Origin of the sequence: Sphingomonas sp. GM_Shp_1, from assembly GCF_026540895.1 — a bacterium.
Classification (GTDB): Bacteria; Pseudomonadota; Alphaproteobacteria; order Sphingomonadales; family Sphingomonadaceae; genus Sphingomonas.
Genome location: NZ_JALNUR010000004.1, coordinates 105,241 through 118,859 on the forward strand (window position 1 = coordinate 105,241; position 13,619 = coordinate 118,859).

A 13,619-nucleotide genomic window follows, 5' to 3' on the forward strand; every position below is an offset into this window, starting at 1 on the left:
TATTATCAAACTTGAGGAGTAAGATCCGGTGGATCGCCTGTTGACCATCATGAAGCGCCTGCGGGACCCCCAAACGGGTTGCGAATGGGACGTTGCCCAGAGCTTCGGGAGCATCGCGCCCTATACGATCGAGGAAGCGCATGAAGTCGCGGACGCGATTGCGCGCGGCGACATGGCGGACCTGAAGGACGAACTCGGCGATCTGCTACTGCAGGTCGTCTTCCATGCCCAGATCGCCGCCGACCTGGGCCATTTCTCCTTCCCGGATGTCGTGACGGCGATCAGCGATAAGATGGAGCGCCGCCATCCGCACATCTTCGGCGACGTTGCCGAGGGCGGCCATCACCTTTGGGAGCAGATCAAGGCCGAAGAGCGACGCGCCAAGGCGGCGAGCGGTACGCTCGACGGTGTGGCGCTCGGCTTGCCTGCGCTCATGCGGGCCGAGAAGCTGCAAAACCGCGCGGCCAGGGTTGGCTTCGACTGGCCCGATCCACAAGGCGCGCGCGCCAAGATCGACGAGGAATTACAGGAGATCGCCGAAGCGACGCCGGAGACGCTCGAAGAGGAATTTGGCGATCTGCTGTTCGCTGTCGTCAACTGGGCGCGCCATCATGGCATCGACGCCGAGGTGGGGTTGCGCAAGGGCAACCTCAAGTTCGAGCGTCGCTTTCGCGCGATGGAGCAGGAAGCCGGCGAAGGCTTCGCGGCGCTGGACTTGGAAGCCAAGGAAGCCCTTTGGCAGAAGGTCAAACGCCGCGACGGGTGAACCGGTCATAATCGGGCGGGGATAGGCGCACCTCATAAACCGCCTGCTCGCCCTCGATCGCCTGATCGAGCACCTCGCCATGGGCATGCAGCCATGCGGCCCCCGCCCCGTCGCCCGCGTCGAGCGTCAAGCGGTAGCGGCGGTGGCCGGAGGTCAGCGCCTGCGCCACCTGCTCGATCAGGTCATCGATGCCGTCCCCCGTCATCGCCGATACCGCGACGATGTTGGAACGCCGATCGGCTTCCGCGAGAAGGTCGTGGCGCAGATCGCCTTCGACCAAATCCATCTTGTTCCACGCCTCGAAGCGCGGCGTTTCCGGATCGACGCCGATCTCGGTCAGCACCGCTTCGACATCCGCGCGCTGGGCTTCGCTATCGGGATGCGCGATATCGCGGACATGGATGAGCAGGTCGGCGGACACCACCTCTTCCAGCGTCGCCTTGAATGCCGCGACGAGCTGCGTCGGCAGATCGGAGACGAAGCCCACCGTGTCCGACAGGATCGCCTTGTCGATCCCAGGCAATTGGATCTGTCGCAACGTCGGGTCGAGCGTGGCGAACAGCAAATCCTTCGCCATGACATCGGCACCCGTCAACCGATTGAAAAGCGTCGATTTCCCGGCGTTGGTATAGCCGACCAAGGCAATGATCGGCCAAGGCGCGCGCTGACGCCGATCACGGTGGAGGCCCCGCGTCCGGCTGACCTGATCCAGTTCGCGACGCAGGCGCGCCATGCGGTCGCGGATCATCCGCCGGTCGGCCTCGATCTGCGTTTCGCCGGGGCCGCCCAGAAAGCCGAAGCCACCGCGCTGACGCTCAAGGTGGGTCCAGCTACGCACCAGTCGACCCGCCTGATAATCCAGATGCGCCAGTTCAACCTGCAACCGCCCCTCGGCGGTCGCGGCACGCTCGCCGAAAATCTCAAGGATCAGGCCGGTACGGTCGATGACCTTGGCCTCCAGCGCGGTTTCCAGATTGCGCTGCTGGACGGGCGTGAGCGCTCCGTCGAACACGACGAGCTGCGCCTCCTCCATCCGCACCTGCTGGGCGACCTGTTCGACCTGACCGCTGCCGATCAGGGTCGCGGGCTTGGGGGCCCGGACTCGCAGCGCGATACGCTCGACCACATCCAGGCCGATTGCCATCGCGAGCCCCGCGGTCTCGTCCAGACGCGCATCGGCGTCCCGCGCCGCATCCCCCTGATCCGGCAGGACGATGACGGTGCGGGCACCCCGCGTGAATTCACCGCGATCGCGATCGAAACCGGTGCTCAATCCTCGGCCGATCCCGCCTGCTCTTCGGCCAGGTTCAGCGGCCGGGCGGGCTGAATGGTCGATACGGCGTGCTTATAGACGAGCTGCGCCATGCCCTCACGCTGGAGCAGCATGCAGAACAGGTCGAAGCCCGCAATCTGCCCCTGAAGCATCACGCCGTTGATCAGGAACATGGTGACGGGGTCTTCGGACTTGCGCACCGCGTTGAGGAAGATTTCCTGCAACAGCGGGTTCTTGCGCTGCTGTTCGTTCACGCCGTCGACGATCGCGGCCACGTCCAGCGGGCCGGACGGCATGATGGTGGAGATGGCATGCTTGTAGATCAGCTGCGACTGTCCATCCCTGCGCAAGAGCACCGAGAAATTGTCGAACCAGGTCACGATGCCCTGGAGTTTCACCCCCTTGACGAGGAACATGGTAACGGGCGCCTTGGAACGGCGCAGCGCATTCAGAAAGAGGTCCTGAAGCGAACCTGTTTTGTCGGCCATGGTCGAGCCCTTGTTCTTGGCGGGTCCGTGCCCGCGAATAGCGCCGTTTCCCGGCGTCGGAACCGCGCCCGTGTGCCGAGCGCGGCCAATATCTATGGTTTCGAGGGGCATTCGTCCAGAGGCGACGGCATGACTATTGCGTCACTCGTCGCGCGTCTCGCTGATCCCCAGCAGCTTCAGCTTGCGGTGGAGCGCGGACCGTTCCATCCCGATAAAGCTGGCGGTGCGGGAGATATTGCCCGAAAAACGCCGGATCTGGACGCGCAGATACTCGCGCTCCCAGCTCTCGCGCGCCTCGCGCAAGGGAGCCCCCATGATGGCGGTGGCGCCCCCGCCTCCCATATCGGCCCCCTCGCCCAGCACTTCGGCGGGAAGCAGGTCCAGATCGATCCGGCCGACCCGGTCGCCCGGCGCCAGGATGATGGTCCGCTCGACGACGTTGCGAAGCTGGCGGACATTGCCGGGCCAGTCATAGGATTGCATCGCGACCATCGCATCGGGCGCGATCTCGGGCGTGCGGACGCGGCGTTCGGTGGCGTAATGCGCCATGAAATGCTCAACCAGCGGCGGGATGTCTTCCCGCCGCTCGGACAGCGACGGGATGGTCACCGGCACGACGTTGAGGCGATAATAAAGGTCCTCGCGGAACCGGCCCTCGGCGATCTCCTGCGTCAGGTCGCGCGCCGTGGCGGACACGACGCGGACATCGACCTTCACCACCCGCGTACCGCCGACGCGCGTGAAGCTCTGGTCGGTCAACACGCGCAGGATACGCGCCTGGGTCGCGATCGGCATGTCGGCGATCTCGTCCAGGAACAAGGTGCCGCCATGCGCCTGTTCGAGCAGCCCGGTGCGGACGAGGTCACCCCCCTCCTCCACCCCGAACAATTCCTCATCGACGCGCTCGGGCGTCATGCGCGCCGCGCTGACGACCACGAAAGGCGCGCTCGACCGGTTGCTCCAGCCGTGGAGCAGCCGCGCCGCGACTTCCTTGCCGACGCCCGCCGCGCCCATGATCAGCACGCGGCTGCCGGTCGCGGCGACGCGCTTCAGGGTGGCGCGGATGCCGTTGATCGCGCTGGACGAACCGGTGAGATCGGTTTCCCGCCCGGCACTGGCGCGCAGCGATGCGTTCTCGCGCCGCAGCCGCTCAGTCTCGGTCGCGCGACCGACCATCAGCAACAGGCGTTCGGCCTCGAACGGCTTCTCGATGAAGTCCGCGGCCCCTTTCCGGATTGCCGCCACCGCCGTGTCGAGGTTGCCGTGGCCCGAGATCACCAGCACGGGGATCGAGGGATCGCGCCGCTTGATCTCATCGAGCAGTTCCAGACCGTCGAGCTTCGAGCCCTGCAACCAGACGTCGAGCAGCACCAGCGACGGTCGCCGCACCGCCACCGCCTCCAACGCGGCATCGCTGTCGGCGGCGACGCGGGCGTCATAGCCCTCATCCTCCAGCACGCCGGCGACCAGTTCGCGGATATCGAGTTCGTCGTCGACGACGAGAATGTCCAAAGCCATGATTCTTTACGTCCGAGTACGAGTCAAAGCGGTGAGCTGGCCCTCCCCAGCCAGTTCGGGTTCGGCGCCACCCTGATCCAGCGCCGCCAGGGCGCCGGCATCGAACATCATCGAAACGATGGTGCCGCCGGTAGGATTGTCGGAAAAGCCGATCGTGCCGGCATGTTCCGCAATGATCTTGTTGACGATGGCGAGGCCCAGACCGGTGCCGCGCGCGCGCGTCGTCATATAGGGCTCGATGATCCGATCGCGCTCGGGCGGCAGGCCCACGCCGTTGTCGGCGACCGTTATCGTCACCATGCCCCCCTGCTGTCCGACGGTCAGCATGACATGGCCGCCCTTCATCCCCTCCGGCCGCGCCTCGATCGCCTCCACCGCATTCTTCACGATGTTGGTCAGCGCCTGGCTCATCTGCCGCCGGTCGCAGACCATCATCGGCGCGGGCTCGTCCTGCTCCATCTCGAACCGGATTTCGGGATGGGCGACTTCGTGGAGGAACATCGCCTGGGCGCAGATGTCCGCGATCGCTTCCTCGCGGAAGACCGGCTTGGGCATACGCGCGAAGGAGGAGAATTCGTCCACCATCCGGCGGAGATCGCCGACCTGGCGGACGATCGTCTCGGTCAGGCGGCCAAAGGTTTCGTCCTGCGGATCGATGACCTTGCCATAGCGGCGCTGGAGACGCTCCGCCGCGAGCTGGATGGGGGTCAGCGGGTTCTTGATCTCATGCGCGATGCGCCGGGCGACATCCGACCAGGCGGCCCGGCGCTGATCGAGCAATTGCTGCGTGATGTCGTCGAAGGTCAGGATCGGCCCGTCCGCCGTCTGCGCGATCCGCACCGCCAGGGTCCGCATGTCGCCGTGCAGCGCAACCTGCACGGTCGCCTCGCGCCGCCCCTGGTCGAGCAGCGCGTCCAGTTCGGGGGCCACCTCGATCAGGCGGTGGCCGATCAGTCCGCCCGGCTCCACGCCGAGCAGCATGTCGGCGGAGTTGTTGGCGATCCGGACCTGGCGATCGGCGCCGATCGCGACGACGCCGGCCGAGACCCCGGCCATCACCGCTTCGATCAGCGCGCGGCGATTGTCGAGCTGGGCGTTGGCCGTGACCAGTTCGGTATTCTGCTGTTCGAGCTGGCCGGTCATCTGGTTGAACGCGTTGGCCAGCGTGCCGACCTCGTCACGGGTGCGGGGATCGGGTACGCGGGCGGTCAGATCGCCGCCCGCGATGCGCCGGGCCGCATCGACCAGCTCACCCACCGGACGCACCAGCCGATCGGCCACCGCCAGGGCGATCCACACCGCGATCCCGACGATCAGCAGGGCGACGAAGAACAAGGCGATGTTGAACTTCAGTTGGAGTGACCGGGCCCGGCCCTGCAAAGCGCGGTAGCCCTCCACCACGTCCTCGGCCGCGAAATGCTGCTTGCTGAGGAACGCGGCGTTCACGCTGGTCCCGACGTAAAGCATGATCCCGCTGCTGTCCGGCAGAGGTGTGACGACCCAGACACGTTGTTCGTTGATGCCGACTTCCGGCCGGTTCGACCGGCTGGCCTGACCCATCATCTCCGGCGTCACCAGTTCCCGGAAGCTCGCATCGGTCGGCTGATTGAAAAAGTCGTAGAATTTGAAGCCCTGTTTGGGATCATAGGAGAAGAGCACCGCCTCCTCCATGTCGCGCACGATCGTCTGCTGGACCAGATAATCGTGGAAATCGCGCCGGTTCTCGCGCAGCACCGGGAGGTTGCGGCCAAGGTCCTGCGACATGGCGCGCCCAGCGAAAACCCAGCGGTTGATGATCTGCTGCTGCGACTGGCGGGCGATGTCCATCGCGTCGCTGAAGGCCTTGCGCGCGCGGTCCGAAATCCAGAATTCGGCCGAGGACTGGAACATCACCGACGCCGTCACGACGGTCAGCAGGATCGGTACGCTGGCGGTGAGCGAGAAGATCGCCACCAGTCGTACATGGAGCCGCCCGCCCCCGCCGACCGCGGACTCGGCCGCGCGCCGCATGGCGACCCGCCGCCCGAGCAGCATCAGCAACAATATGCCCGGCACCAGATTGAGCGCCAGCAAACCGGCGATGACCGGCGGCGCGATCAGGCCCTGCGCATCATGCCGCTGTTCGATGAACCAATAGGTCCCGGCGGCGATGGCGATGGCGCCGATGACGATCGCCACCTCCACCGCCGGTGTCACCGCCAAGCGGGATCGCGGCGGTTCGGTAGGACCGGCAGGCTTCAGGGACGCCAACATCGTTGCAATCGTACAACGTGAAGCGTGACCTGCAAGCCACAATTCGTAAAAATTTCGTTAGTCAGTCCGCCGGCTCGTCATCGCCGCTGACAGGAATGCGAAGCGTGTCGAGGCGTTTGCGCAGGGTATTACGATTGATCCCCATCGCGCGGGCGGTTCGCAACTGATTGCCGCCGTGTCGCGCCAGCATCGCCTCGATCAACGGGCGTTCGACCTCGCCGATGATACGGTCGTAAAGCGAGCCGTCGTCCAGCGACGCGGGGCGCTCCACGGCAAGCCGCGCGAGATAGCTGCGGACCGCAGCCGCCAGATCGCCGCCATGTGTATCGTCCGGACCGTGAGAAGACTGACGCGCTTCGCCCATCATGGCGCGGATCGCCTCCGCATCGATCACCTCGTCGCGTGCCAAAACGGCGAGGCGACGCATCATATTTTCCAGTTCGCGCACATTGCCTGGCCAGTCATGCGCCACGAGCACATCGACCGCCTGACTGTCGATCCGCCGCCTCGGCAGACCTTGCAGCGCGGCGTTCTCCAGGAAATGGCGGGCGAGCAAGGGGATATCCTGTCGCCGCTCGCGCAGCGCGGGGAGTGCGATGGGGACGACATTCAGGCGATAGAACAGGTCTTCGCGAAACTGGCCGGAGACGACCTGTTGGCCAAGATCGCGGTTCGTCGCCGCGACGATGCGGACATCGGTACGGATCGTCCGCGCGCCGCCCACAGTGGTGAACTCGCCCGACTGGAGGACCCGCAGCAACCGGGTCTGCGCCTCCATCGGCATGTCGCCGATCTCGTCGAGGAACAGGGTGCCGCCAGCGGCCTGCTCGAAGCGGCCCGCATTGCGCTGGGCCGCGCCGGTGAACGCGCCGCGTTCATGGCCGAACAACTCGGCCTCGATCAATTCGCGCGGGATCGCCGCCATGTTGATCGCCAGGAACGGGGCCGCGCGGCGCGGGCCCAGATCATGGATCGCCCGCGCGACCAGTTCCTTGCCGGTCCCCGACTCGCCGGAGATCAGCACGGTGAGATCGGTCGCGACCACGCGCGCGATGATGCGATACACGCTCTGCATCGCCTGCGAGCGACCGATCAGCGGAAGCGCGCGATCGTCGTCCGGCAAGGCGTCCTCGACCAGCACCCCCCGCCGCGCCAGCGCCCCCGCCACCGCATTGGTCAGCGCGTCGAGGTCGAAGGGCTTGGGCAGATATTCGTACGCACCCACCTCCGCCGCGCGCACCGCCGTGGTCAGGGTATTCTGCGCTGATAGGATGATGATGGGCAGGGTCGGAAAACGCTGGGCGACGCTTCGGATATGGTCGATGCCGTCGCCATCGGGCAGGATGACGTCCGTCACCAATATGTCCGGCGCGCCGCCCGCCAGCATCTTGTCGAGCCGGGCCAGCGTCTCGACCGTCGTGACTTCGTGCCCCGCGCGGCGCAGCGCCTGCCCGACCACGGTGCGGATCGCGGCGTCGTCATCGACGACCAGGACATGGCTCATGCGGCGGCCCTGGGCAGCAACAGACGCAGGACGGTCATTTCGGGCGAGCCCTCTCTTGTATATTGAATGATGCCGCTCATGTCGCGGACCAGCTTGTCGACCAGCGCGAGGCCGAGCCCCTGCCCCTCGCGGCGGCTGGAGACGAAGGGGTCGAACATGTGATCCGCGATGTCCGGAGGCGCGCCCGGGCCATTGTCGATCACGCAGATTTCAATGGGCAGAGGCAGGCGGGTCCGTCCATCGTCCGTGCTGACCGACATGCCGTGACGATAGGCGGTCGTCAGGATGATCCGGGGGTTGCGCACGGACCGAACCGCCTCGCGCGCATTCTTCAACAGGTTGATGACGATCTGAAGCAAGGCGTCGCGATTGATCCGCGCGGGCGGCAACGATGGGTCGAACCGTTCCTCGATCTGGATACCCCGCGCGAAGCCCGCCAGCGCCACCCCGCGCGCATGGGCGAGCAGCGGATAGATATTCTCCGATGCCAGCGGCAAGGGCCGGGTATCGCTGAAATCCTGCATCCGATCGATGAGCGCGGCGATCCGGTCCACCTCGGTGGTGATCAGCGTGGTCAACTCGCCACCGTTGAGGAGTTGCGCGGCGCCGCGGATGCCGGACAGCGGGTTCTTGATCTCGTGCGCGAGCATCGCGGCGGCACCGATGGCGGCCCGCGCTCCGGCGCTGCGTTCCGAGGCGTGGGCCAGACGGCGCGATTGCCCCGCGCTGTGCAGCGTGATCGCTCGCCAGCCCGTATGATCGGGAATCTGCGCTTCGACGAAATCTACCCGGATCTTGTGACCGCGTGGTGTCGCGATGACCGTGTCGTACACGGCGAAGCCATGTCCGTCGCGACTGCGCGGCGCATCCGGCGGGGGCAGGATCGCGGCCAGCGGCTGTCCGATCATCAACCGCTCGGACAGGTTCAGCAACTGTTCGGCAAGCCCATTGGCATGCGCGATCCGATCCTCCGGATCGACCACCACGACCGCGACCGGCAGGGCGGCGAACAATGCCGCGAAACCCGGTCGACCATGGCGCGTCGTGTCAGGCCGCGGCTGCAAGCTCGATCTGCGGCATGTAGAAGTCGTACAGCATCGCCTTGACGCGATCGGCACTGGCTTCCTGATTGACCTTGTTGCGGAACTCGGCGGAGCCGTGAAGCCCGCGCGTGTACCAGCCGATATGCTTGCGGGCCATGTTGACGCCCGTCTCGGTGCCATAATGGTCGAGCATCGCGTCATAATGTTCGGCAACGACGCGATATTGCTCGTCGAGCGGCGGATCCTCGCGGCGCTCGCCGGTGGCGAACCAGTGCATGACCTGCCCCAACAGCCAGGGGCGGCCATAGGCGCCACGCCCGATCATCACGCCGTCCGCGCCCGACTGGTCCAGCGCCATGTCGGCATCGTCCACCGAACAGATGTCGCCATTGGCGATGACGGGAATGGACACCGCATCCTTCACCTGGCGGATGAAGGCCCAGTCCGCCTGCCCCTTGTACATCTGGTTGCGGGTGCGGCCATGGACGGTGATCATCTTGACCCCGATATCCTCGGCGATGCGCGACAATTCGGGGGCGTTCAGGCTGTCATGGCACCAGCCCATCCGCATCTTCAGCGTTACCGGCACATCCACCGCGTCCACCGTCGCGCGGATGATCTCCGCCGCCAGCTTCAGGTCGCGCATCAAAGCCGAGCCCGCATCGCCGTTGACGACCTTACGCACCGGACAGCCCATATTGATGTCGATGATCGCCGCGCCGCGATCGGCGTTCAGCTTGGCCGCCTCGCCCATTTCATAGGGCGTGCAGCCGACCAACTGCATGGACACCGGCTCCTCCAGCGGATGCCATGCGGCCTTCTGGATCGACTGACGCGTCTCGCGGATGGCGGCCTGGCTGGCGATCATCTCGGTCACGTTCAGGCCTGAACCATAGCGGCGGACCAGCGTGCGAAACGGCATGTCGGTGACGCCGGTCATCGGCGCCAGAACGACGGGGCTATCGATCGTCACCGGACCGACCTGGATGGGGGCGAGATTACGCATCATACTGCCTGAAAAATAAGCAGCGCTGTACGCGAACATGGATCGAGAGGCAAGATTGGCGACACCCCCTAAAAGCCGCTAGACGGCGCGGCATGAGCGAGAATGGAAAGATCGCCGCGCTGATCGTCGCGGCGGGGGGCGGCAGCCGCATGGGTGGCGGTGTCCCGAAGCAGTTTCGCGACCTGGGCGGTCGGCCCATGCTGGCGTGGAGCCATGCCGCCTTTGCCGGCCATCCCGCGATCGGCCCCGTTCTGATCATGGTCGCGCCGGACCAGTTGGAGACGGCGCGCACCATTCTGCCGGACGCCCGGTGCGAGGCCGGTGGCGCCAGCCGCCGCGAATCGGTGGCGAACGGTTTGCGGCAGCTCGCCCTGGCCGGGGTCGAAAAAGTGCTGATCCACGACGCCGCCCGCCCCTTCCTCTCGCGGGACGTGATCGACCGCGTTCTGGCCGGACTGGAAACGACCGATGGCGCGATGCCGGTGCTGCCGGTCGCGGATACGCTGGCGCGGGAAAGCCTGCGGCCGGACGGCGTCCATCTGGGCGACACCGTGCCGCGTGACGGCGTCGTCCGGGTGCAGACCCCGCAGGGCTTTCACCTGCAATCGGTCATCGCCGCCCATGCCGCCTGGCCCGCCGATGCCGAGGCGACCGACGATGCGCAGATGGTGCGACGGCTTGGCGGGCGCGTCGCTTTGGTGCAGGGCGATGCCATGCTCGAGAAAATCACCTATCCCGACGACTTGGCCGGCGCCGATATGCGACTCGCATGGGAAACCCGGACCGCGATGGGTTTCGACGTTCACCGTCTGGAAGATGGTGAGGAACTCTGGCTGGGCGGCGTGCTGATCCCGCATCATCAGGGGCTGTCGGGGCATAGCGATGCCGATGTCGCGCTCCATGCGCTGACCGACGCGCTGCTCGGCACGATCGCTGCGGGCGATATCGGTACCCACTTCCCGCCGAGCGATCCGCAATGGAAGGGGGCCGAGTCGGGCCAGTTCCTGCAACACGCGGCCAAGCTGATCGCCGACAAGGGCGGGCGGATCGATTTCGTCGACCTGACCATCATCTGCGAAGCACCCAAGATCGGCCCCCACCGTGCCGCGATGGTCGAGCGGATCTCGGGACTGCTGAACATCGAACAGAGCCGGGTCAGCCTGAAGGCCACGACCACCGAACGCCTGGGCTTCACCGGTCGCGGCGAAGGCATCGCGACGCAGGCGGTCGCTACCGTGCGCCTTCCCGGGGGAATGCCCGCATGAAGCGCCTGGGTCTGATCGTCGCGCTTGCGGCATTGATCGCACCGGAGATCGCGAGCGCTCAGGCCCGCTCCTGCATCACCGCGTCCGAGGCGGAGGCGATGACGCTGGTCGCCCTGCCCGACATATTGCGCGAAACCGGTCGGGTATGCGGGGCACGACTGCCCGCCACCAGCCTGATCCGGGGTGGCGGAACCCTGATCGCCAAATATGAGAGCGCGGCGGATCAGGCCTGGCCTGCCGCCCGTGCCGCGATCGTCAAACTGTCGGACCCGGCGATCGATACGCTGTTGCAGTCGGATTACGCCCGTCCGCTGCTAACCTCGCTGCTCGTGCCGTTCATCGTCGGGCGGATCGGGCTGGAGGATTGCGGGACGATCGACCGTCTGGTGACGCAGTTGGCCCCCTTGCCCCCGCGCAACATGGCGTCGGTCGTCGTGACCGCGCTGCAATATCTCAAGACGGAAAAGGCACGAGGGCGGCAGGTGGCCGTGCCCGATCTGCCGCTTTGCACGAACGGGAACCGCTGATGGACGTGCTGCTGCCGCGCGAATTGATCGCCCTGGCCGAACGGGTCGTGACCGAGAACCGCGCGGCGGGTCGCCGCGTCGCCTTGGCCGAAAGCTGCACCGGCGGGCTGGTGTCCGCCGCTTTGACGGAAATTCCGGGATCGTCCGACGTGGTCGAGGCGGGGTTCGTCACCTATTCGAACCAAGCCAAGATCGCGATGCTCAAGGTCAACCCCGAGGTGATCGAGACGTTCGGAGCGGTATCGACGGCGACCGCCTGGGGCATGGCGCAGGGCGCGCTGGCGGCCAGCGAGGCCGATGTGGCGGTGGCGATCACGGGCGTGGCGGGCCCCGGCGGCGGCACGGCGAAGAAGCCGGTCGGCACCGTCGTCTTCGCCCGTGCGCTACGTGACGGCGACCCCGAGGATGTGAAGGCCGAGCGCCACGAATTCGGCGACATCGGGCGCGGCGCGATCCGGCTTCAGGCGGCGCTGTTGGCGCTGGAGTTGTTGCTGCCGTAAAGCTTGGCGGCGCGATCCTCGAACGCACCGATCATGCGGCGGAGCGCGGTGCCGAACACCTGCCCCGCCAGCATCTCGAACACCCGGTTCTTGAAAGCGAAGTCGACGGTGAAGTCGACCGCGCACCCCTGTTCCTCGGGCCGGAAACGCCAGTTGTTGCGTAGATATTTGAGCGGCCCGTCCAGATAGTCGACGTCGATCGATTCGGGGCGGGTCTTGGTCACGCGACTGGTGAAGGTTTCGCGCAGCCCCTTGAAGCCGACGATCATGTCGGCCACCGTCTCGCTATCCGAGTCCGACCGGACGCGCATGGCGGAGACCCAGGGCAGGAACTCCGGATAGCGCGCCACATCGGCGACCAGATCGAACATCTGCTCCGGCGTGTAGGGCAGATGCCGTGTCTCGCTATGCTTGGGCATCAGCGCTTGGCTGCCAGCTTCGCCTCGCGCGCCGCCCGCAACCGTTCGAAATCGTCGCCCGCATGATAGCTGGAGCGCGTCAGCGGCGAGCTGGCGACCAGCAGGAAGCCCTTGGCGCGCGCGATCGAGGCATAGGCGTCGAACGCCTTGGGCGTGACGAACTCCGCGACCTTGGCGTGGCGCGGCGTCGGCTGGAGATACTGGCCCATGGTCAGGAAATCGATGTCGGCCGAGCGCATGTCGTCCATCACCTGATGCACTTCCAGCCGCTCTTCGCCCAGGCCCAGCATCACGCCCGACTTGGTGAAGATCGACGGGTCGTGGCGCTTCACGCTCTCCAGCAGGCGCAGCGACGCGTAATAGCGCGCACCCGGCCGGATCGTCGGATAAAGCCGGGGGACCGTTTCCAAGTTATGGTTGTAGACATCGGGCCGCGCCTCGACGATCGACTCGATCGCGGCCTGCGCCTTGTTGCGGAAGTCCGGCGTCAGGATTTCGATGGTCGTGTTCGGCGTGGTGCGGCGCAGCGCCTCGATCACCTTCACAAACTGCGATGCGCCGCCATCGGGCAAGTCGTCCCGGTCGACCGAGGTGACGACGATATGATTGAGCCCCATCTGTGCGGCGGCATCCGCGACATTCTGCGGCTCCATCGCGTCGACCTTGCGCGGCATGCCGGTCTTCACGTTGCAGAAGGCGCAGGCGCGGGTGCAGGTGTCGCCTAGGATCATGACGGTCGCATGCTTCTTCGACCAGCATTCGCCGATGTTCGGACAGGCGGCCTCTTCGCAGACGGTCGTCAGGCTCTTGGCCCGCATCAGCTCGCGCGTGGCGGCGAACCCGGCGCTGGTCGGAGCCTTGACGCGGATCCAGTCCGGCTTGCGCGCGCGCACCGGCGCGACCAACGGTGTCAACTCGTTCATGCCCCGCGAAATAGCGATGGTCCCCGCCGGACACAATGCCTGCTATGCGCATCCGGGGTATCGCGCGACAGACACAATTTGATATGGAACCGAAACGGCCACGCTCGGGTTCGCCTGCTAGAGCATCGTTTCCT

General features: G+C 66.1%; 13 protein-coding genes. 4 read left to right on the forward strand and 9 right to left on the reverse strand.

From position 1 onward, the window contains the following. The first annotated feature begins 49 nt into the window (after positions 1–49). Positions 50–766 carry a nucleoside triphosphate pyrophosphohydrolase gene (mazG, locus tag OXQ33_RS03895; RefSeq protein WP_267433466.1) on the forward strand — a complete coding sequence of 239 codons (717 nt, stop codon included), beginning with the start codon at positions 50–52 and terminating at the stop codon, positions 764–766. Here the strand turns inward: mazG and hflX are convergent. The 7 genes from hflX to dusB all read right to left on the reverse strand — a co-directional run bounded on the left by hflX (position 747) and on the right by dusB (position 9,851). Continuing rightward, on the reverse strand, positions 747–2,039 hold the full coding sequence (hflX, locus tag OXQ33_RS03900) for a GTPase HflX (RefSeq protein WP_267433373.1): 1,293 nt from the start codon (positions 2,037–2,039) through the stop codon (positions 747–749). The two genes, mazG and hflX, sit on opposite strands and share 20 nt — an antisense overlap. Beyond that, entirely contained in the window at positions 2,036–2,638 is a 603-nt protein-coding gene (gene hfq / locus OXQ33_RS03905) for an RNA chaperone Hfq (RefSeq protein ID WP_267433374.1), read from the reverse strand. The genes hflX and hfq overlap by 4 nt, the downstream gene beginning before the upstream one ends. A gap of 30 nt (positions 2,639–2,668) precedes the next feature. Next, positions 2,669–4,045, reverse strand: coding sequence for a sigma-54 dependent transcriptional regulator (locus OXQ33_RS03910; protein WP_267433375.1), 1,377 nt, complete (start codon positions 4,043–4,045; stop codon positions 2,669–2,671). A 6-nt stretch (positions 4,046–4,051) separates the two neighbouring features. Next, positions 4,052–6,298, reverse strand: a complete 2,247-nt coding sequence (locus tag OXQ33_RS03915) for an ATP-binding protein (RefSeq protein ID WP_267433376.1) — start codon at positions 6,296–6,298, stop codon at positions 4,052–4,054. 61 nt (positions 6,299–6,359) lie between these two features. Further along, positions 6,360–7,802, reverse strand: coding sequence for a nitrogen regulation protein NR(I) (gene ntrC, locus OXQ33_RS03920; RefSeq protein ID WP_267433377.1), 1,443 nt, complete (start codon positions 7,800–7,802; stop codon positions 6,360–6,362). Further along, positions 7,799–8,866: an ATP-binding protein gene (locus tag OXQ33_RS03925; protein WP_267433378.1), complete on the reverse strand. Its 1,068-nt coding sequence runs from the start codon at positions 8,864–8,866 to the stop codon at positions 7,799–7,801. Before OXQ33_RS03925 ends, ntrC begins: the two co-directional genes overlap by 4 nt. Further along, a complete protein-coding gene (dusB, locus tag OXQ33_RS03930; RefSeq protein WP_267433467.1) occupies positions 8,850–9,851 on the reverse strand; it encodes a tRNA dihydrouridine synthase DusB in 1,002 nt (333 codons plus the stop codon). The genes OXQ33_RS03925 and dusB overlap by 17 nt, the downstream gene beginning before the upstream one ends. A gap of 92 nt (positions 9,852–9,943) precedes the next feature. Between dusB and OXQ33_RS03935 the strand changes: the two genes are divergently transcribed. From OXQ33_RS03935 to OXQ33_RS03945, 3 genes are read left to right on the forward strand one after another with little or no spacing between them, the layout of a single operon-like run. Then, positions 9,944–11,116 carry a bifunctional 2-C-methyl-D-erythritol 4-phosphate cytidylyltransferase/2-C-methyl-D-erythritol 2,4-cyclodiphosphate synthase gene (locus OXQ33_RS03935; RefSeq protein ID WP_267433379.1) on the forward strand — a complete coding sequence of 391 codons (1,173 nt, stop codon included), beginning with the start codon at positions 9,944–9,946 and terminating at the stop codon, positions 11,114–11,116. Beyond that, entirely contained in the window at positions 11,113–11,643 is a 531-nt protein-coding gene (locus OXQ33_RS03940; protein ID WP_267433380.1) for a hypothetical protein, read from the forward strand. The genes OXQ33_RS03935 and OXQ33_RS03940 overlap by 4 nt, the downstream gene beginning before the upstream one ends. Then, positions 11,643–12,143: a CinA family protein gene (locus tag OXQ33_RS03945; RefSeq protein ID WP_267433381.1), complete on the forward strand. Its 501-nt coding sequence runs from the start codon at positions 11,643–11,645 to the stop codon at positions 12,141–12,143. The genes OXQ33_RS03940 and OXQ33_RS03945 overlap by 1 nt, the downstream gene beginning before the upstream one ends. On the opposite strand, the gene OXQ33_RS03950 is transcribed toward OXQ33_RS03945, so the two are convergent. Both OXQ33_RS03950 and lipA read right to left on the reverse strand, forming a co-directional pair. Further along, positions 12,104–12,562 carry a type II toxin-antitoxin system RatA family toxin gene (locus OXQ33_RS03950; protein ID WP_267433382.1) on the reverse strand — a complete coding sequence of 153 codons (459 nt, stop codon included), beginning with the start codon at positions 12,560–12,562 and terminating at the stop codon, positions 12,104–12,106. The two genes, OXQ33_RS03945 and OXQ33_RS03950, sit on opposite strands and share 40 nt — an antisense overlap. Then, positions 12,562–13,485 (reverse strand): lipoyl synthase, encoded by a 924-nt coding sequence (gene lipA / locus OXQ33_RS03955; protein WP_230480649.1) that lies wholly within the window; start codon positions 13,483–13,485, stop codon positions 12,562–12,564. The genes OXQ33_RS03950 and lipA overlap by 1 nt, the downstream gene beginning before the upstream one ends. Between the last annotated feature and the right edge of the window lie 134 nt (positions 13,486–13,619).

Bases quoted from the DNA above. Each gene is read 5' to 3' on its own strand.
- ntrC (WP_267433377.1), bottom strand. From the start codon at position 7,802: ATGAGCCATGTCCTGGTCGTCGATGACGACGCCGCGATCCGCACCGTG.
- mazG (WP_267433466.1), top strand. From the start codon at position 50: ATGAAGCGCCTGCGGGACCCCCAAACGGGTTGCGAATGGGACGTTGCC.
- OXQ33_RS03935 (WP_267433379.1), top strand. From the start codon at position 9,944: ATGAGCGAGAATGGAAAGATCGCCGCGCTGATCGTCGCGGCGGGGGGC.
- OXQ33_RS03910 (WP_267433375.1), bottom strand. From the start codon at position 4,045: ATGGCTTTGGACATTCTCGTCGTCGACGACGAACTCGATATCCGCGAA.
- lipA (WP_230480649.1), bottom strand. From the start codon at position 13,485: ATGAACGAGTTGACACCGTTGGTCGCGCCGGTGCGCGCGCGCAAGCCG.
- dusB (WP_267433467.1), bottom strand. From the start codon at position 9,851: ATGCGTAATCTCGCCCCCATCCAGGTCGGTCCGGTGACGATCGATAGC.
- OXQ33_RS03950 (WP_267433382.1), bottom strand. From the start codon at position 12,562: ATGCCCAAGCATAGCGAGACACGGCATCTGCCCTACACGCCGGAGCAG.
- OXQ33_RS03940 (WP_267433380.1), top strand. From the start codon at position 11,113: ATGAAGCGCCTGGGTCTGATCGTCGCGCTTGCGGCATTGATCGCACCG.
- hfq (WP_267433374.1), bottom strand. From the start codon at position 2,638: ATGCCCCTCGAAACCATAGATATTGGCCGCGCTCGGCACACGGGCGCG.
- OXQ33_RS03945 (WP_267433381.1), top strand. From the start codon at position 11,643: ATGGACGTGCTGCTGCCGCGCGAATTGATCGCCCTGGCCGAACGGGTC.
- OXQ33_RS03915 (WP_267433376.1), bottom strand. From the start codon at position 6,298: ATGTTGGCGTCCCTGAAGCCTGCCGGTCCTACCGAACCGCCGCGATCC.